The sequence below is a fragment of the Thalassolituus alkanivorans genome, assembly GCF_020447205.1.
Classification (GTDB): Bacteria; Pseudomonadota; Gammaproteobacteria; order Pseudomonadales; family Oceanobacteraceae; genus Venatoribacter; species Venatoribacter alkanivorans.
The window spans coordinates 344,346-362,797 of sequence record NZ_JAJAEL010000035.1; the positions used below are offsets into that span (position 1 = coordinate 344,346).

Annotated in this window: 17 protein-coding genes; 7 read left to right on the plus strand and 10 right to left on the minus strand. The window is 55.3% G+C overall.

Going from position 1 to position 18,452, the window contains the following annotated elements:
- The first annotated feature begins 57 nt into the window (after window positions 1-57).
- The 7 genes from pgi to sph all read left to right on the plus strand — a co-directional run bounded on the left by pgi (window position 58) and on the right by sph (window position 8,136).
- A complete protein-coding gene (gene pgi / locus LGT44_RS12115; RefSeq protein WP_230332635.1) occupies window positions 58-1,716 on the plus strand; it encodes a glucose-6-phosphate isomerase in 1,659 nt (552 codons plus the stop codon).
- A 178-nt stretch (window positions 1,717-1,894) separates the two neighbouring features.
- Window positions 1,895-3,511 (plus strand): methyl-accepting chemotaxis protein, encoded by a 1,617-nt coding sequence (locus tag LGT44_RS12120; RefSeq protein ID WP_225692126.1) that lies wholly within the window; start codon window positions 1,895-1,897, stop codon window positions 3,509-3,511.
- Between the two features lie 92 nt (window positions 3,512-3,603).
- Window positions 3,604-4,620, plus strand: a complete 1,017-nt coding sequence (gene mtnA / locus LGT44_RS12125) for an S-methyl-5-thioribose-1-phosphate isomerase (RefSeq protein ID WP_230332634.1) — start codon at window positions 3,604-3,606, stop codon at window positions 4,618-4,620.
- Between the two features lie 9 nt (window positions 4,621-4,629).
- On the plus strand, window positions 4,630-5,253 hold the full coding sequence (locus LGT44_RS12130) for a methylthioribulose 1-phosphate dehydratase (protein ID WP_230332633.1): 624 nt from the start codon (window positions 4,630-4,632) through the stop codon (window positions 5,251-5,253).
- Window positions 5,254-5,262: 9 nt separating this feature from the next.
- Window positions 5,263-5,808: a 1,2-dihydroxy-3-keto-5-methylthiopentene dioxygenase gene (locus LGT44_RS12135; RefSeq protein WP_230332632.1), complete on the plus strand. Its 546-nt coding sequence runs from the start codon at window positions 5,263-5,265 to the stop codon at window positions 5,806-5,808.
- Between the two features lie 12 nt (window positions 5,809-5,820).
- Window positions 5,821-6,531 carry an acireductone synthase gene (mtnC, locus tag LGT44_RS12140; RefSeq protein ID WP_230332631.1) on the plus strand — a complete coding sequence of 237 codons (711 nt, stop codon included), beginning with the start codon at window positions 5,821-5,823 and terminating at the stop codon, window positions 6,529-6,531.
- A 99-nt stretch (window positions 6,532-6,630) separates the two neighbouring features.
- Window positions 6,631-8,136 carry a sphingomyelin phosphodiesterase gene (gene sph / locus LGT44_RS12145; RefSeq protein WP_230332630.1) on the plus strand — a complete coding sequence of 502 codons (1,506 nt, stop codon included), beginning with the start codon at window positions 6,631-6,633 and terminating at the stop codon, window positions 8,134-8,136.
- Between the two features lie 107 nt (window positions 8,137-8,243).
- Here the strand turns inward: sph and LGT44_RS12150 are convergent, their stop codons facing one another.
- The 10 genes from LGT44_RS12150 to mutL all read right to left on the minus strand — a co-directional run bounded on the left by LGT44_RS12150 (window position 8,244) and on the right by mutL (window position 18,444).
- Window positions 8,244-8,696, minus strand: a complete 453-nt coding sequence (locus tag LGT44_RS12150) for an acyl-CoA thioesterase (protein WP_225692121.1) — start codon at window positions 8,694-8,696, stop codon at window positions 8,244-8,246.
- A gap of 262 nt (window positions 8,697-8,958) precedes the next feature.
- Window positions 8,959-10,251: an adenylosuccinate synthase gene (locus LGT44_RS12155; protein ID WP_225692120.1), complete on the minus strand. Its 1,293-nt coding sequence runs from the start codon at window positions 10,249-10,251 to the stop codon at window positions 8,959-8,961.
- A 24-nt stretch (window positions 10,252-10,275) separates the two neighbouring features.
- Complete coding sequence (locus tag LGT44_RS12160) at window positions 10,276-11,442, minus strand: ATP phosphoribosyltransferase regulatory subunit (protein ID WP_230332629.1); 1,167 nt, start codon at window positions 11,440-11,442, stop codon at window positions 10,276-10,278.
- Window positions 11,443-11,453: 11 nt separating this feature from the next.
- Entirely contained in the window at window positions 11,454-11,651 is a 198-nt protein-coding gene (locus LGT44_RS12165; RefSeq protein WP_145469859.1) for a DUF2065 domain-containing protein, read from the minus strand.
- A 114-nt stretch (window positions 11,652-11,765) separates the two neighbouring features.
- A complete protein-coding gene (gene hflC / locus LGT44_RS12170; protein ID WP_225692118.1) occupies window positions 11,766-12,635 on the minus strand; it encodes a protease modulator HflC in 870 nt (289 codons plus the stop codon).
- Entirely contained in the window at window positions 12,635-13,816 is a 1,182-nt protein-coding gene (gene hflK, locus LGT44_RS12175) for an FtsH protease activity modulator HflK (protein WP_225692117.1), read from the minus strand. Before hflK ends, hflC begins: the two co-directional genes overlap by 1 nt.
- A 97-nt stretch (window positions 13,817-13,913) precedes the next feature.
- Complete coding sequence (gene hflX, locus LGT44_RS12180; protein WP_145469862.1) at window positions 13,914-15,224, minus strand: ribosome rescue GTPase HflX; 1,311 nt, start codon at window positions 15,222-15,224, stop codon at window positions 13,914-13,916.
- A gap of 17 nt (window positions 15,225-15,241) precedes the next feature.
- Entirely contained in the window at window positions 15,242-15,496 is a 255-nt protein-coding gene (hfq, locus tag LGT44_RS12185) for an RNA chaperone Hfq (protein ID WP_230332628.1), read from the minus strand.
- Window positions 15,497-15,601: 105 nt separating this feature from the next.
- Window positions 15,602-16,561 (minus strand): tRNA (adenosine(37)-N6)-dimethylallyltransferase MiaA, encoded by a 960-nt coding sequence (miaA, locus tag LGT44_RS12190; RefSeq protein ID WP_230332627.1) that lies wholly within the window; start codon window positions 16,559-16,561, stop codon window positions 15,602-15,604.
- A complete protein-coding gene (gene mutL, locus LGT44_RS12195) occupies window positions 16,561-18,444 on the minus strand; it encodes a DNA mismatch repair endonuclease MutL (protein WP_230332626.1) in 1,884 nt (627 codons plus the stop codon). The genes miaA and mutL overlap by 1 nt, the downstream gene beginning before the upstream one ends.
- Between the last annotated feature and the right edge of the window lie 8 nt (window positions 18,445-18,452).

Consider the following 18,452-nt stretch of genomic DNA (forward strand, 5'->3'; position numbering starts at 1 on the left):
CGTATACTCGCCGCATCTGACTTGTCGTTGTCATCCGACCGTATTTAAGGAAAGTTCATGGCCGTAACAGGAAGCCTGACCCAGTCTGAAATCTGGAAATCGTTACAACAGCATCATGCCGGAATCAAAGACCAGCATATGCGTGACTGGTTTGCAGCAGACCCTTACCGCTTTGAGCGCTTCCATATTCAGGCCGCTGGTCTGAGCCTGGATTACTCCAAAAACCGTATCACCGAAGAAACCATGCGCCTGCTGCTGCAGCTCGCCAATGAGCGGGAACTGCCTCTGCATATCGACAGTATGTTCAGCGGCGAAGCCATTAACCGCAGTGAAAAGCGTCCTGCCCTGCACACCGCCCTGCGTAACTTCAGCGATCGCCCGGTGCTGGTTAACGGCCAGGACATCATGCCGGAAATCAAAGACACCGTACGCCGCATGGAAGAGTTCTGCTGGAAAATCCGCCGCAACCAGTGGCGCGGTTACACCAACAAAGCCTTTACCGATGTGGTCTCCATCGGCATCGGTGGTTCTTTTCTGGGCCCAAAGCTGGCATCCGGTGCGTTAAAACCCTACTGGGACAGCCGCCTGACTATTCACTATCTGGCCAATATCGATGGCTCTCATATCACCGAGATCCTGAAGCGCCTCGACCCGGCCACCACGCTGTTTATCATCCAGTCGAAGTCATTCAGTACTCAGGAAACCCTGAAGAATGCCATGGCCTGCCGCCAGTGGTTCCTGGATAACGGTGGTAACGAAAGTGACCTGGCCAAGCACTTTACCGCGGTGTCTTCCAATATTGAGAAAGCGGTTGAGTTTGGCATTGCCGAAGAGAATATTTTCCCGATGTGGGACTGGGTGGGCGGCCGTTATTCGCTCTGGTCAGCCATTGGTTTACCGCTGGCACTGGCGATTGGTATCGACAATTTCCGCGACCTGCTGCGCGGCGCCTTTGAGATGGACGAGCATTTCCGCACTGCGCCGCTGGAGCAGAATATGCCGGTGATCATGGCGTTACTGGGAATCTGGTATGTGAACTTCTTCGGGGTGAACTCCCACGCCATTCTGCCGTACGACCACTACCTGCGTACCCTGCCGGCCCACCTGCAGCAGCTCGATATGGAGAGTAATGGCAAGTCGGTCACCGCCGATGGTTATCAGGTCGATTATCAGACCGGCCCAATCATCTGGGGCGGCGTTGGCACCAACGGCCAGCATGCTTTCCACCAGTTGCTGCATCAGGGCACGCATTTTTCTCCCTGTGACTTCATCATGCCGATGTGCAGCCACAACCCGATCGACAATTTCCACGCCATGCTGGTCTCCAACTGCCTGAGCCAGAGCCAGGCGTTGCTGCAAGGCAAATCGGAAGACGAAGCCATCGAAGAACTGATCGCCGCCGGTATGAGCAAAGCTGAAGCTATCGTACTGGCACCGCAGAAGGTCATTCCCGGTAACCGTCCGAGCAATACCCTGTACTTCCCCAAATCCAAGCCGCAGACCATTGGCGCACTGATCGCTCTGTACGAGCACAAGGTCGCGGCCCAGGGCATGCTCTGGGGCGTAAACTCCTTCGATCAGTGGGGCGTGGAACTGGGTAAACAGCTTGGTAATAAAGTACTGGAAGCACTGGAATCCCAGCGTATTCCGCAGCATTTTGACGGTTCTACCAACGGCCTGGTGCGCGCTTACCAGCAAATGCAGGATATGCTCTGATCCTGTCTGATGCCGGGGTATGAGCCTTCATTCATACTCCGGCATGACTTCCGACTCTTGAGTGTGGGTGCTTTCAGTTATTCCCATAAGGACGTACTGACTATCAGGTCAGGCAACTTGTCGCATTCCGACTCCTAAGCTATTCCTAATCCTGAGTTTTCAATCAGGATGATGCTGAATGACGCTGTTTAACGGACTATCCCTGCGCTACAAAATTTTTGCCATTGCCCTCACCGGTGCCGCCGGTTTTCTCATTTACCTGGGTTATTCACTGCTCGCGCAGCAGCGCATAGAATCCAACCTGAAGCATATGGAGCAGGTTGCTTTCCCGTTAACCGAAAAAATCGACCGCAGCGGCCTGCTGCTGTTTAAAGTCCGCAATGAGCTGGCCAATGCCGTCGCCGATCTGGATGAAGACCGCATAGCCGAAGCCCGCCGTCATCATCAGGATATGCTGACAACACTGGATGCTATCCGCCAGCTGCTGCCTCAGAACCAGCAAATCCAGCAACTCAGCGATGCCTATAAACAGTACTGGCAAAGCGCCAGTCAGATGGCTGAGGGCATGATTAAAGGCTCTATAGAGCTGGCCCAACTGGCACAACGTGCTCAACAGGCAAACCAGACTTACGATGCTTTCAGCACCATGCTGGAGCAGCTGCGCCAGCAGAATTACCAGAACTTTTCTGCAGAAATTCAGGCTACCAGCGATGAAAGCTCGCGCACCCTCAAGGTCGGCCTGATGATTGCGCTGATTATGATCGCCATGCTGCAGTTCACCGCCTGGTACATCTCCAGCCTGATTACCCGGCTGGTTAACCGTATTGTTCACTCACTGGGCTCAATGGCTACCGGCCACGGCGATCTGACCATCCGCCTGCAAACCCGCGCTACCGATGAAATCGGCAAACTGGTCACCAACTTCAATGGTTTTATCAGTCACCTGCAGCTGCTGGTACGGGTAATGGCTAACTTAAGCCTTGGTGTGTCTGCCGGTTCAGAAAAAGTACTGACCATCGCCACCGCGACCCGCCGTGGCATCCAGCATCAGCAGGATGAAATTGAACAGGTAGCCACTGCGGTCAACCAGATGTCCGCCACCGCCTCCGAAGTCGCCGAGAGCGCCGAGTCCGCCGCCGATGCCACACGCAAAGCCAGTGAAGAAACCAGCGCCTCGCAAAAAGTGATGGAAGCCAATATCCGCGCCATTACCGAGCTGGTGCAGGATGTACAGCGCGCCCGTGACGTTATCCAGACGCTGGCGAAAGAAAGCGAACAGATCGGCAATGCCTCCAAAACCATTCAGGGCATTGCCGAACAAACCAACCTGCTGGCGCTGAACGCCGCCATTGAAGCCGCCCGCGCCGGCGAACAGGGTCGTGGTTTTGCCGTGGTCGCCGATGAAGTCCGCGCACTGGCCGCCCGCACCGAAGAAACCACCAGCGATATCCAGAGTGTTACCGAACGACTCAACCGCAATATGAAGGAAGCCGTTCAGGTGATGGAGCTCAGTCAGGGCAATGCTCAGAAAGCAGTGGAACAATCACGTCAGGCCGAAAACTCACTCAACAGCATTATGCAGCACGTTGCCACCATCAATAATATGAACGCTCAGGTTGCCACTGCCGCGGAAGAACAAAGCCAGGTGGCAGCCGAAATCAGCGCCAATATCGTGCGTATCAATGAGGTGTCCGAGAATACCGTACGCGAGGCCAGCAACACCGCCAGCGCCTCCGAGCAGCTGGCCGAGCAGGCCGAACAACTGCGCAGCATCGTAAACGAGTTTAAAGTTTAGGATCAGGTGCCATTCAGCTAGAATAGCCGCCTTATTTTAAGTGTGTGGCAGAGTGTTACTGCTGCCCGCACCTTGTTATCAGGACGGCCATCATGTCTGCACATTCTGCATCCGCACACGCTTCTTTCCATACCATCGAATGGCGCCAGCAAAGCCTGCATCTGCTTGATCAGCGCGTACTCCCGCACGAACACCGTGTACTCGAATACACCACTGCCGCCGAAGTCGCCGATGCCATCCGCGCCATGGTCGTACGCGGTGCCCCGGCCATTGGTATTGCCGCAGCCTATGGCTATGCCCTCGACGCTCTGGCCGGCCGCGATCTGCAGCAGGCTTACCATGTTCTGGCAGAATCCCGTCCGACTGCCGTTAACCTGTTCTGGGCACTGGAGCGCATGGCCGCGCTGAACACCGCCGATGCGCACACACTGGTGGCCGAGGCCCGCAAGATTCACGAAGAAGATATCGCCGCCAACCTCGCCATGGGCGAGTTCGGTGCCTCGGTGCTGCCGGAAAATGCCGTGATCTACACCCACTGCAACACCGGCGCACTGGCCACCGGTGGCCACGGTACTGCCCTTGGCATTATCCGCAGCGGTTACGCCGAAGGTAAGGTTACTCAGGTATACGCCGGAGAAACCCGCCCGTGGTTACAGGGCGCGCGTCTGACCGCCTGGGAACTGATGCAGGATCAGATTCCTGTCTCTCTGGTATGCGACGGTGCCGCCGCACAGCTGTTCCGTCAGGGCAATGTCGACTGGGTGATTGTCGGCGCCGACCGTATTACCGCCAACGGCGATGTAGCCAATAAAATCGGCACTTACAGTTTGGCGGTACTGGCCAAACACCATGGGGTCAAAGTGATGGTTGCCGCCCCGACCACCACCTTCGACTTAACCCTCGAAAGCGGTGAAGATATTCCGATCGAGCAGCGGCCGCAGAAAGAAGTCACCAGCCTCTTTGGTCAGCCGATTGCACCGGCCGGCTGTCAGGCCATTAACCCGTCATTTGATGTTACCCCGGCTGGCCTGATCGATGTCATCGCCACCGAAAAGGGCCTGATTATGCAACCCGACCGCGACAGCGTTGCGCTGCTGCTGGCACGCTGAGGAATGGCCATGTTTAATCAGCAGGATTTTGCCCGTGCCGCCCAGGCGCTGTGCGATTATGGCCGCATCCTCTACAGCCGTGGCTGGTCACCGGCCACCAGCTCCAACTATTCCGTACGCCTGAATGAGCAGTGCTGTGCACTGACCAGCTCCGGTAAGCACAAAGGCGAGCTGACCCCGGCGGATATTCTGGTGGTCGACTGGAATGGCCACGCCCTGACTCCGGGCAAGCCTTCCGCCGAAACCCTGCTGCATACTCAGCTGTACGAACGTGATCCGGCTATTGGTGCCGTGCTGCATACCCACTCGCCGGTGGCAGTGGTACTGTCGCAGATCTGGCCACAGGATCAGCTGCAGCTTAACGGCTGGGAACTGCAGAAAGCCTTCGCCGGAGAAACCACCCACGAAGACACCATAAGCTTCCCGCTGTTTGCCAACGATCAGGATATCGCCCGTCTGGCTGCTCTGGTCGAACAGCATATGAGCACTCAGGGTCAGGGCCACGCCTATCTGATACGCGGTCACGGCGTGTACACCTGGGGCAAAGATCTGGCGGAATGTTTCCGTCATCTGGAAGCGCTGGAAAACCTGTTAGGCTACCAGCTCGAATTGCTGAAACTCCGTCAACTCTAAGGGACTGCCATGAGCATTATCCGCATCTATACCGACCACGACACAACGAATCTGTTGTTTACCAGTGATAACAGCAGCAAGATTCAGGCGCGACTGGCAGAGATTGGCGTACGCTTCGAACAGTGGCAGACCGGCAGCGATCTGAGCGCCGGCGCCCAACCGGAAGAAGTTATCAGCGCCTACCGCAAAGACATCGACCGCCTGATGCAGGAAGACGGCTATCAGACCGTTGATGTGGTCAGCCTCAGCGCCGACCATCCGCAGAAAGCCGAACTGCGGCAGAAATTTCTCAGCGAACACACCCACAGCGAAGACGAAGTGCGTTTCTTCGTCGCCGGTGAAGGTCTGTTCACCCTGCATGCCGACAATAAAGTGCTTGAAGTCCTGTGCAAGAAAGGCGACCTGATCAGTGTGCCGGCCAACACCCCCCACTGGTTTGATATGGGCCCGAATCCGGGCTTTATTGCCATCCGTCTGTTCAACAACCCTGACGGCTGGGTCGCCAACTTCACCGGCAGCGACATTGCCGAACGCTTTAACCGCCTGGAAAACTGAGCCGCCACCCTGATGACCGTAAAACTGATTCTGACCGATATTGAAGGCACCACGTCTTCCATCTCTTTTGTCAAAGACGTGCTCTTCCCGTACGCCGCACAGCACCTGCCGGATTACGTGCGCAGTCATCTGCAGGATGCTCAGGTGCAGCAGCAACTGGCACAGACGGCGCAGCTGGCTGCCGCCGAAGGCATCGACGTTGACACCAAAGATCATGAAGCGCTGATTGCGCTGTTGCTGCAGTGGATCGCCGCCGACCGCAAAGTAACACCGCTGAAAGCCCTGCAGGGACTGATCTGGGAAGCCGGCTACAAAAACCGCGACTACGCCGCGCACATGTATGCCGATGCCACCGAATACCTGCAGCGCTGGCATGCCAGCGGCATTCCGCTGTATGTCTATTCTTCGGGCTCAGTACAGGCACAGAAGCTGTTTTTCGGTTATTCACAGGACGGTGATTTACTGCCGTTGTTCAGCGGTCATTTCGATACCCTGATCGGCGGCAAACGGGAGGCCGACTCCTACCGTACTATCCTCGCCGAACTGCAGAAGCAGCATGATATTCAGGCGGCGGATGTGCTGTTTCTGTCGGATATCGCTGAAGAACTGGATGCCGCGCGCGCAGCCGGACTGCAAACCTGCTGGCTGGTACGTGATGGTGCCCTACCGCAGAACCCCACTCATACCGCCGTCAGTAGTTTTGCGGATATTGTTTTAAACTGATCGCTTAAGACAAACATGGCATCTGGCCCGATACGCCAGATGTCAGAATTATCCCCCTCCGTTAAAGTGGTACGATCTTACAATTATAACGAGCTCACCATGAAATCCGTTCTTCCTCTGTTGTTTCTGCTGTTGTTGGGCATGCCCGCTCAGGCCAGCTACAACGATCTGCGTGTTCTGACCCATAACGTGTATCTGCCGGTCTTCCTCTGGGGACTGGGCACCGGCCCAGGTACCGATCAGCGTGCAGCGCTGGTCGCCCAGGCAGACTATATCCGCGGCTACGATGTGGTCGCGCTGAATGAACTGTTCGAACTGAACTACGACGGCAGCGGCCCGGCCAATGTTATTCTGCAGGGGCTGGCAAACGACTATCCGTATCAGACGCCGGTGATCGCCTCCGACCTGAATGCCAGCCAGTGGGATGACAGCATTGGTTATATTGATCCGGTTAAAAAGAATGGCGGTGTTGCCATCCTCAGCCGCTGGCCGATTGAGTATCAGGCGCAGGTGATGTTTAACAACAGCTGCGGTGACGACTCTCTCGACAACAAGGGCTTTGCCTATGCGCGCATTCTGCGTAACGGCGAACGCCTGCACCTGATCGCCACTCACACCCAGTCAGAATCATCCAGCTGCGGCGGTACGCCAAAAGGCTCGGCGGAGCGTCTGGCACAGTTCGGAAAAATCCGCGATTTTATTGCTGCTCAGAATATCCCTGCACATGAACCCGTGATTATCGCCGGCGACCTGAATGTTAAAACCCAGGGGCCGGAATATCAGAACATGCTCAGCGCACTGAACGCCCGTGCTCCGCAATACCTGAATGATATCCCCAGCTGGAACCCTGAGCAGAACGACCTCGCGGCCAAACAATACCCGGGCTACGCCCCTGAGCACCTGGATTACCTGTTGCTGTCGGCCGCCCATGCAGACATCCCGGGCTGGGGCAACGCCACCCTGCCGGTTGCGGCAGCCAGCACCTGGCGGGATACCGTCATTATTCCCGACAGCTACCATTATGAATCGGATGAATATTCCGACCACTTCCCGGTGGTGGGTTTAGGCGCCGCTGCCAGCCAGCCGGACATCAGTCCGCGTCAGGAGCGTTATCGTCAGGTGCGCTTCAAAGCGCTGAACAGTGGCGGCTATCTGGGTCTGAGCAATAACAGCGACGGCTGGCTGACCACCAATCACAGCGCCAGCGATGCCAGCAGTAGTTTCAGTATTGAAGGCTGGGGAGCTCAGTTTACCGACCTCTATTGCCTGACCAGTAATAACTATAAAGATGTCGGCGGCTGGCCCGGAGCCTATATCAAGCTGCGCAGCAACCAGAACGGCCGCTATATGAATTACTGGCGCGGCGGCGATGGCGACTACGGTTATTACGCCGCCACCAGCCCGTCGGAGAACCTGTATTTACGTAAAGTCGGACCCGTCAGTGATGGTTGCCTGAAAGACGGCGATGAAGTGGTGTTCGGTGATTTCGGCGGCAGTTTCTGGTACTACGTACGCAACTGGCAGGGTGGTAACTGGCACAACCACCTGTTCCTGTGGGATCGCAGCTACGGTAACGATCACCGCTTCCGCGTTGAAATAGATTAAGCGCCAAAGAGTGCCATGCGGTTATTCCGCATGGCACTGTTTTTTTAAGGCATGTTCTCTTTAAGACAAATTTCCCTTACGGAGCCTGCTCTTTACAGAACGCTCCCTCAGGAAGGAGCTTTTATCCCGGCTGCCAGATAAGGCTCCAGTGCCAGAATACTGTCTGCCAGCCCCTGCGGGATATCACAGGGCTGTCCGGCCTTGTAATCAAAGAACACCAGCAGACTCTCACCTTTCGCCACCAGGCGTGAGGTTTCATGACTCCAGACCGCGTACTCCTGGGTAATACGCCCGCTTTCCAGACGCAGACTGCGGATACCGACACTCAGTGTATCCGGGTACTTTACCGGCGCCAGAAACTTAGCATTAGTGGAAGCCAGAATCGGCCCGCGGGCATAGTTGTTCATATAATCGAGAATCTTCAGATTATCGAAATACTGCACTCTGGCGCTTTCAAAATAGCGGAAGAACTGGGTGTTATTCACATGCTGAAAAGCATCCATTTCCCCCCAGGCTACCGGTACTTCAATGACGACCGGATATTCATACAAATCCTGCATAGCATTTTCCTGTAGTTAACGTGGTGACGACCGGCCTCTCTGTGCCGGTTTTCTGACAATCATCAATGTCTAAAAAGTCAGAAAAGACACTTTAGCAATAGACATGCCTTTATTGCCGTTAAATCATCTAAAATACTAAAACCATGAAATTGATGAATATTATTCAGCTCATTTAAGGACCGGTGGCACCAATCATAAACAGCAGGTACAAAAAAACCCCGGAGCCTGAGCTGCGGGGTTTCTTTGCTGCACCAGATGCGGATTACAGCTCGAAGCTGTGACGCAGAACGATGGTTTCTACACGGTCAGGACCGGTGGAGATAATATCGATCGGTGCATTAATAGCCTGCTCGACAAAACGCACGTAGGCACGGGCATTTTCCGGCAGATCATCAATGCTCTTGGCACCAAAGGTCGATTCCGTCCAGCCTGGCAGCTCTTTGTAGACCGGTTTGATCTTATCGAACTGATCAGCACTGGCCGGTACATTCACAGCATTGCCATCGGCATCTTCGTAACCAACACAGACTTTGATGGTTTCCAGACCGTCCAGCACGTCGAGCTTGGTCAGACAGATGGTGTTGATGGAGTTTACACGGATCGCGTGTTTCACCAGCATCGCATCGAACCAGCCACAACGACGGTCACGGCCGGTGGTGGTACCTTTTTCTTTACCAACAGTCGCCAGGTGTACACCCACCTCGTCGAACAGTTCGGTCGGGAACGGGCCAGAACCTACACGGGTGGTGTAAGCCTTGGTGATACCCAGAATCTGATCCAGATACAGCGGACCAACACCGGAACCGGTCGCTACGCCACCGGCAGTGGTGTTGGACGAGGTTACGAACGGATAAGTACCGTGGTCGATATCCAGCAGAGTGCCCTGCGCACCTTCGAACATGATGTCGCCACCACTTTCGCGGATCTCGTGCACCAGGTTCACAGCGTCAACAACAACGTCTTTGATCTGTGCTGCCCAGTCCATGCAGGACGCCAGGGTTTCTTCGTAGCTGACTTCGTCAACGCCGTAGTAATTTTTCAGCGAGAAGTTATGGTATTCCATCACTTCTTTCAGTTTGTCGGCGAACTCCGGCTGATACAGATCGCCAACGCGCAGGCCGCGACGGGATACTTTATCTTCGTAAGCCGGGCCGATACCACGACCGGTGGTACCGATCTTGGCATTGCCACGCTTGATCTCACGAGCCTGATCCAGAGCGCAGTGGTACGGCAGAATCAGCGGACAGGCATGGGAGATACGCAGACGTTCCATTACCGGTACGCCACGCTCTTCCAGTGCCCGGATCTCTTTCAGCAGAGCATCCGGTGCCAGCACCACACCGTTACCGATGATACAGGTCACGCCATCACGCAGGATGCCGGACGGAATCAGGTGCAGTGCGGTTTTCTCACCGTTGATTACCAGTGTATGACCAGCATTGTGACCACCCTGAAAGCGCACTACAGCGGCGGCTTTTTCAGTCAGCAGGTCAACAATCTTACCCTTACCTTCGTCACCCCATTGGGTGCCCAGAACAACAACGCTTTTGCCCATCGCGGTATCAATCACTCTAAAAAATTAAGCTTCGACCAGCTGCCACTGGCCATCCAGTTTTTTCAGATACAGATCCGCCCGGATCGCATCATCGTTCAACGGCACCAGAACCCGTTTGCCCTGCTCGCGCAGTTGCGCAATCAGTTGCCATAAGGCCGGGTCATTATCATTGGGTGCAACTACTGTCTGTTTTGCTTCTGCCTGATAGGTTCCGAAACGGGCCAGTACCTTCAGATCAGCACTGAAGCCGGTTGCCGGACGGGCACGGCCGAACACCGCGCCGGTTTCGTCATAACGGCCACCCTGAGCGATGGCATCGCCATAGCCAGGAATATAAGCAGCAAACACCAGACCGGTGTGATAGTTATAGCCGCGCAGTTCGGTCAGGTCGAAATACAGCGACGTCTGCGGGAAACGCTGCGCCAGCTGCTCTGCAACCTGCTGAATATGCGCCAGTTCGGCGGAAGTTTCCGGTACCAGCTCTGCCATACGGCTGATGGCGGCATCCAGTTTCTGACGGTCGCCCTGCAGGCGGATCAGCAGTGCAAAGGCTTCAGCCAGTGCAGCATCCTGAATTTCGCGCGCGGCCCAGGCTTCAAGGTCGGTGGCGCATTTCAGTTTCAGCAGATCAAACAGCTCGCGCTGCTGTTCAGCGCTGATGCCGGCTTTGGCTGCCAGCGCACGGAATACGCCGACATGACCCAGATCCAGATGCACCTGTTGCACACCGGCGGACTCAAGCAGGGTCAGCATCAGGCTGATGATTTCAACGTCGGCGCCAACACCGGCTTCGCCGTACAGTTCAGCACCAATCTGCGTCGGGGTGCGGCTGGCCAGCAGTGAGCTGGCCTTGGCATGGAATACGGTACGGCAGTAGCTCAGACGGCTGATGCCTTCCGGAGCCAGACTGTGGGCATCGATTCGGGCAACCTGAGGCGTGGTATCGGCACTCAGTCCCATCAGACGGCCAGACAGCTGGTCGGTCACTTTAAAGGTACGCAAATCGAGATCTTTGCCAACACCGGTCAGCAATGAGTCCAGATATTCAAGCGCCGGTGGAATCACCAGGTCATAGCCACAGTTATCCAGCAGGTCGAGCAAACGGCGACGCAACTGTTCAATCCGCCGCGCCTGTGGCGGCAGCACTTCTTCAATACCATCCGGCAATAGCCAACGGTCAGCGCTAGTCATCGTCCAGCCTTTTAATTGATTACGTAAAGTAAACCCAGCCCGATCAGCATACTGATCAGACCGGTCATGCGCATCGTGCGATCATCGACTGTGGCCAGCTGAGCGACCAGCTTGCGCCACCGGGCGGGGTAGAGAAACGGCATTACCCCTTCAAGAATAAACACCAGGCAGAGGGCGATAGCGAATTCGCGCCATAAATCAGGCTGCACCGGAGGTCCTCAAAAGAAAATCGCACAAAAAAACCGGGCACCAGGCCCGGTTGCAGGATTCTACCAAAGCCGCTGCGCCTTGAACATGGTTAAGGCGCGGGCATTGGTTATTGCTTACTTGCCTTTTGCGTCCTTCATATAACGGAAGAAGTCGCTGTCCGGCTCCAGCAGCAGCACATCGCTCTGGCTGAAGGTCTGGGTGTAAGCTTTCAGACTACGGGTAAAGGCATAGAACTCAGGGTCTTTGTTGTAAGCAGACGCATAAATACGCGCAGCCTCAGCATCGCCCTCACCCTTGGTGCGTTCAGCATCACGGTAAGCTTCAGCTTCCAGAACAGTTTTCTGACGATCGGCATCGGCCTGAATACCTTCTGACAGCTCTTTACCCTGTGAGCGGTGTTCGCGGGCTTCACGCTCACGTTCCGCCGACATACGGTTATACACCGAGGCACTGAGGTCATCCGGCAGATCGACGGCTTTAACGCGCATGTCGAGAATCTCAATACCCAAGTCATCCTGAGTCTGAGTATTCAAGGCAGCAGTCAGCTTGGTCATCAGCTGATCACGCTCACCGGATACCACTTCATGCAGGGTACGGTTGGCGATTTCATCACGCAGACCTTTGTTGACCAGGTTAGCCAGCAGGTTAGATGCTTCCTGACGGTTACCGGAAGTGGCTTTGTAGTAGGAATTCACATCCTTGATACGCCACTTGGTGAACGAATCGACGATCACATATTTTTTACCGGAGGTCAGGAAGTGCGATGGATTGGTATCCAGCGTCAGTACCCGTGCATCAAAACGCTTAACGTTCTGCATAAAAGGCACTTTCCAGTGCAGACCCGGTTTGATGTCATTGTCGACCACTTCACCGAACTGCAGCTTGATCGCGCGTTCAGTTTCGTTGATGACGTACAGGCCCTGACTGGCGACCAGCAGCAGCACACCCAGAACGATCAGACTCAATAAAGCTTTCGGAGACATTAACGACCCTCCCTGCGAGTAGTGTTGCCAGTGCTGTTCTGACGGGTGCGGACTTCATTCAGTACCTGATCAGTCAGACGGGAAATATCACCGCTGCTCAGAGACGCGCCGTCGCCCTTGGCTGTCGGCAGGTTCTGCATCAGTTTATCCAGCGGCAGATACATCATGTTATTGCCGCCCTTAACATCCACCAGCACTTTGCTGGTATTGCTGTACACATCAGACAACGCTTCGATATACAGACGCTCGCGGGTAACCGCCGGCGCTTTTTTGTATTCGGAATAAAGATTGTTGAAACGGGCTGCCTCACCCTCTGCGCGGGCGATGATGCGGTCTTTATAAGCACTGGCTTCTTCCAGCTGACGCTGGGCGCGACCACGGGCTTCCGGTACAACCGCATTGGCGTAGGCTTCAGCTTCGTTGATAAAACGTTCTTTATCCTGTTTGGCTTTCTGTACGTCGTCGAATGCCGCTTTCACCTGAGCCGGTGGGCGGGCATCTTTAATGTTGACGTTGGTCAGCACCATACCGGTCTGGTAACGGTCGAGGTAATCCTGCAGACGGATCTGTACTTTCTCAGCCAATACCGCACGGCCGGTGGTCAGGATTGGGTCCATCGCCGCAGAACCGACTTCATGACGCAGCGCACTTTCCGCCGCAGACAACAGGGTACGCTCCGGCAGCTCAACACGCAGGGCGAAAGCAATAGGATCGGCCACACGGTATTGCGCGTTCAGTTCCACTTCGACGATGTTTTCGTCTTCGGTAAGCATGCGCTCTTTAATTTCGGCTTCACGCACCTTGGTGGTGTTTACAGGAATCACCTGATCAACCAGAGGCACTTTAAAGTGCAGACCCGGATTCTCAGTTTTCAGGTATTTACCCAAACGCAGTACAACACCACGCTCCTGTTCATCCAGGGTGTAGAAGGAGTTAAAAGCCAGCATAACAACCAGAATCGCCGCAGCAATACCAAAGAAACCGCCGGCACCACTACCGCTGTCACCGCCGTTATTGTTATTGCCATTTCCCTTGCCGAACAGACCATTAATCTTGTCCATCAGCTGTTTCAGGGCATCATCCAGATCCGGTGGCTGATTGCCGCGATTTTTATTACCGCGGTTGTTGTTACCCCAGGGATCATTGGGATTGCCCTTTCCGCCGGGCTCATTCCAGGCCATAAGTCACTCCAGTTAGGCAGACAATTCGATGCGCACGTCCGTATGACAACGCATCCTGAAAAATATCAGAACCGGTTGCATTGAGTAACATCGTCACTCAGTGCCAGGCTTCCTGTACCGGTTCAAGAAAACGGCTTTCGGCCATATCAGCGCGCGCCAGAGCACGTTTGAAATCCTGACGCTGCATTCTCAGGGTCAGTACCATATCACCGTTTTCAGCATAGTGTTCTTTCTGTATCGCACCCAATTCGTAAAGAATTGCACGTAACTTGGCTTCCGCCGGGTGCAGACAGATATCTTCATTGAAGACTTCCGTACTCAGCAGTTCGCCAATAGCCTGGTTCAACAGATCCAGTCCAAGGCGCTGCTGTGCCGATACCCACACCGCCACCGGCTTGCCCTGATCGTCGCGGTCAATACGGGCTTCGCCGTGTTCCAGCAGGTCAATTTTGTTGTAGACCCGCAGTTGCGGCACCACATCGGCTTCAATTTCTTTTAATACCAGCTCAACCTGCTGAATATTGCCTTCGCGTTCCTGTGCCGCACAGTCGATCACATGCACCAGCAGATCCGCTTCGGCCGCTTCCTGCAATGTGGCCTGAAAGGCCTCAACCAGTTTGTGTGGCAGGTGGCGAATAAATCCCACCGTATCGGCCAGTACCACTTCGCCGACGTTATCCACCGCAAAGCGGCGCAACGTTGGGTCAAGGGTGGCAAACAGCTGATTGGCCGCATACACATCGGCGGTGGTCAGGGTATTAAACAGGGTTGATTTACCAGCGTTGGTGTAACCGACAATGGCCACACTGGGAATCGATGAACGCTTACGCGCACGGCGGTTCTGATCGCGCTGGGCATGAACCTTGTCCAGCCGGGCGTTGATATTTTTTACCCGCTCACGCAGCAGACGACGGTCGGTCTCAAGCTGGGTTTCACCCGGCCCGCGCAGACCAATACCACCTTTCTGGCGTTCAAGGTGAGTCCAGCCACGGATCAGACGAGTCGACTGAAACTGCAGCTGCGCCAGTTCAACCTGCAGCTTACCTTCGTGGGTACGCGCACGCTGGGCGAAAATATCGAGAATCAGACCGGTACGGTCGAGAACACGGCACTGTAATGCCCGCTCCAGGTTACGCTCCTGGCTGGGTGACAATGCGTGATTGAAAATAACCAGTTCTGCGCCATGCAGGCGCAGAGCCTGACCGATTTCCTCCACTTTACCTTTACCGATAAAGGTTTTGGGATCGGGGGTTGAGCGTTTGGTGGTTACCAGATCCACCGGATCGGCACCTGCCGAAATAACCAGTTCCCTGAACTCGTTAAGGTCCTCACGGTTGAGGCCCTCAGGAAAATCAATATGAACCAGTACTGCGGTTTCGCCGCCATTATCCGGGCGTTCAAAGAACAAATCAGCGGCTCCTGCGTTTACTCGTCGCTGCTGCCATCAACGTCGCCGGTATCTGCAGGCTGCAGACGCACATTGCGGGATGGTACAACAGTAGAAATTGCGTGTTTATAAACCATCTGACTGACCGTGTTTTTCAGCAGAATAACAAATTGGTCGAATGATTCGATCTGACCTTGCAGCTTGATGCCGTTTACCAGAAAGATAGACACTGGAATACGTTCTTTGCGCAGCTGATTGAGGTAAGGGTCTTGTAGAGAATGCCCTTTTGACATAATGGTCTCCTTAAATGAAGGTGTGCCGTCCAATGTGGGGACAGCCAAGAAAAATAATAAGCCCCAGTTCGTCCGGAGCGACGCGAATGCGATAAAGCTGCGAAATCAGGACGATGCGCTAAATATGGCGTTGGCATGCAGGATTTTCAAGGCGCTTTGCAGAAGATTACTATCCTCTGTCTCCAGCCAGTACAGATCGGGCCAGCTGCGCAACCAGGTTACCTGCCGCTTCGCCAACTGGCGCGTGGCTATAATGCCACGCTCAATCATTTCCTCATAATCATATTTGCCGTCCAGATAGTCCCATACCTGGCGGTATCCGACGGCCCGCACGGAAGGCATATTGACGTTCAGATCACCGCGCGCATGCAGCTTTTTTACTTCATCGATAAAGCCCTGCTCCACCATCTGGCGGAAACGCAGCGCAATGCGTTCATGCAGGGTACTGCGTTCGCGCGGACACACGGCCAGATTGACCACATGATAAGGCAGTGGTTCGCTCTGCTGCTCAGCCCAGAACTCGGTCAGGGTTTTGCCCGATACTTCATACACTTCCAGTGCGCGCTGAATACGCTGTGAATCCATCGGCTTTAACCGTTCCGCCGATTGCGGATCGATGGCAGCGAGTTTTTCGTGCATATGCGGCCAGCCATATTGCAGCCCTTCTGCCAGCAGACGCTCACGAACCTCTTCATCGGCCTGTGGCAATTGCGCAGCGCCATCACGCAGAAATTTAAAGTACATCATGGTGCCGCCGGTCAGCAGTGGTACCTTGCCGCGGGCGGTGATATCAGCCATTTCGCGCAGCGCATCCTCACGAAAATTTGCCGCGGAATAACTCTCTGCCGGATCAATCAGATCAATTAACCGGTGCGGCGCACGCCTCTGCATGTCTGCATCGGGTTTGGCGGTACCGATATCCATCCCCTTGTACACCAGCGCCGAATCAACGCTGATAATTTCGCACGGATATTTTTCCACCAGCTCCAGTGCCAGTGCGGTTTTGCCGGAAGCGGTCGGCCCCATCAGAAAGATGGCCGGCGGTAATTCATGCACAGTGCTCATCAGCGGCCCCGTAAAAACAGTTTATCCAGTTCACCCATGGTGAGCTGAGTCCAGGTCGGACGGCCATGATTGCACTGGCCACTGCGCTCAGTGGCTTCCATATCGCGCAGTAAGGCGTTCATTTCCGGAATACTGAGTTTGCGGTTTGCACGTACCGAGCCATGACAGGCCATGGTGCCGAGTAATTCGTTGCGGTGCGCAAGAATACGGTCGGAGGTGCCGTGTTCAAGCAGGTCGCCCAGCATGTCAGTGATCAGCCGTGGTACTTCCGCCTGCTGCAGCAGCACCGGAATCTGGCGTACAACCACGCTTTCCGGCGCTACCCGCGCAAGCTCAACGCCGAGCAAGCGGAATTCATCGGCAAACTGCTCGGCGGCATCAGCTTCGCGCTCACTCACCGCCAGCGTCACCGGCACCAGCAGCGGCTGACTCTGCACCCCCTGCTGATCAACGGCGATCTTTAACCGCTCATAGGTAATACGCTCATGGGCCGCATGCATATCAACCACCACCATACCCTGTGCGTTCTGCGCCAGAATATAAATGCCGTGCAGCTGAGCAATGGCATAACCCAGAGGAGGCATATCGGCGCTGGGCGTTTGTGGTAACGGCTGTGGCTGACCCTGCCGTACTTCCTGTCCCCAGGGCGCAACATCGAGCGGCTGACTGAGCGAGCGCAGGCCGTCCAGTTGCGCACTGACTGCCCCCTGTTGCGGCACGGCATTAAATGCAGGCTGATAGCTGCCGGCATTTTCCTGTACCGCCTGCGCCTGCCAGTCGAGGCGTGCCTGCTCCTGAAATTCACCGGCCTGCACACCACTGAGCGGCGCCGTCTGTGGCACCAGCGTCGCCGGTGTGCTGCCCGCCAGACGATCATCCGGACGCACATCACCCAGCGCTTTATGCAGGGTACGGAACAGGAAATCGTGTACCAGCCGGCCATCGCGGAAGCGTACTTCATGCTTGGTCGGATGCACGTTTACATCCACCAGTTTCGGGTCCAGCCAGAGGTAAAGTACAAAGGCCGGATGACGACCGTGATACAGCACATCGCGGTAGGCTTGTTTAATCGCATGCACTACTAATTTATCGCGTACCACACGGCCATTAACAAAGAAATACTGCATATCCGCCTGCGAACGCGAGAAGGTCGGTAAGCCGACCCAGCCCTGCAGTTGCAGACCCACCGCTTCGGCGTCGATATGCACCGCGCTGTCGATAAAATCTTTATTGAGCAGGCTGGCAACGCGCTTTTCGCGATCAATAGTGCGCTCGGCACTGCGCAGCTGGTGAATCACCCGGCCATTATGGCGCAGCGAAAATGCCACATCGTAACGGCTTAACGCCAGCCGCTTAACGGTTTCTTCCAGATGGGAAAATTCGGTTTTTTCAGTGCGTAAAAACTTCCGCCGCGCCGGGGTATTAAAAAATAAATCACGTACCTCAAGCGTGGTGCCCACCGGATGCGCCGCCGGAGCGACACTGGCGGCCATATCACGGCCTTCGGCATGCACACTCCAGGCGTCTTCTGCGCCCTGCGCTCTTGACGTCAGGGTTAACCGGGTGACCGAGCTGATACTGGCCAGCGCTTCGCCGCGAAAACCAAGACTGGCAACCGCTTCCAGATCGTCCAGCGTGGTGATTTTACTGGTGGCATGACGGCTCAGCGCCAGCGGCAGATCATCGTGTTCAATGCCGTGGCCATCATCGCGGATACGCAGCAGCTTGACCCCGCCCTGCTCAGCATCAATTTCGATGCGGGTTGCACCGGCATCCAGGGCGTTTTCCACCAGTTCTTTAACGATATTGGCAGGACGTTCGACTACCTCACCGGCGGCGATCTGGTTCGCCAGGCGCGGTGACAGCAGATGAATTCGACTCATAAAAATAC

Excerpts from the sequence above, each read along its gene's own strand:
- LGT44_RS12160 (WP_230332629.1), bottom strand. The coding sequence starts at position 11,442 with ATGACTAGCGCTGACCGTTGGCTATTGCCGGATGGTATTGAAGAAGTG.
- mtnA (WP_230332634.1), top strand. The coding sequence starts at position 3,604 with ATGTCTGCACATTCTGCATCCGCACACGCTTCTTTCCATACCATCGAA.
- hflK (WP_225692117.1), bottom strand. The coding sequence starts at position 13,816 with ATGGCCTGGAATGAGCCCGGCGGAAAGGGCAATCCCAATGATCCCTGG.
- LGT44_RS12155 (WP_225692120.1), bottom strand. The coding sequence starts at position 10,251 with ATGGGCAAAAGCGTTGTTGTTCTGGGCACCCAATGGGGTGACGAAGGT.
- hflC (WP_225692118.1), bottom strand. The coding sequence starts at position 12,635 with ATGTCTCCGAAAGCTTTATTGAGTCTGATCGTTCTGGGTGTGCTGCTG.
- LGT44_RS12150 (WP_225692121.1), bottom strand. The coding sequence starts at position 8,696 with ATGCAGGATTTGTATGAATATCCGGTCGTCATTGAAGTACCGGTAGCC.
- mtnC (WP_230332631.1), top strand. The coding sequence starts at position 5,821 with ATGACCGTAAAACTGATTCTGACCGATATTGAAGGCACCACGTCTTCC.
- hfq (WP_230332628.1), bottom strand. The coding sequence starts at position 15,496 with ATGTCAAAAGGGCATTCTCTACAAGACCCTTACCTCAATCAGCTGCGC.
- LGT44_RS12130 (WP_230332633.1), top strand. The coding sequence starts at position 4,630 with ATGTTTAATCAGCAGGATTTTGCCCGTGCCGCCCAGGCGCTGTGCGAT.
- mutL (WP_230332626.1), bottom strand. The coding sequence starts at position 18,444 with ATGAGTCGAATTCATCTGCTGTCACCGCGCCTGGCGAACCAGATCGCC.
- LGT44_RS12120 (WP_225692126.1), top strand. The coding sequence starts at position 1,895 with ATGACGCTGTTTAACGGACTATCCCTGCGCTACAAAATTTTTGCCATT.
- miaA (WP_230332627.1), bottom strand. The coding sequence starts at position 16,561 with ATGAGCACTGTGCATGAATTACCGCCGGCCATCTTTCTGATGGGGCCG.
- LGT44_RS12135 (WP_230332632.1), top strand. The coding sequence starts at position 5,263 with ATGAGCATTATCCGCATCTATACCGACCACGACACAACGAATCTGTTG.
- pgi (WP_230332635.1), top strand. The coding sequence starts at position 58 with ATGGCCGTAACAGGAAGCCTGACCCAGTCTGAAATCTGGAAATCGTTA.
- sph (WP_230332630.1), top strand. The coding sequence starts at position 6,631 with ATGAAATCCGTTCTTCCTCTGTTGTTTCTGCTGTTGTTGGGCATGCCC.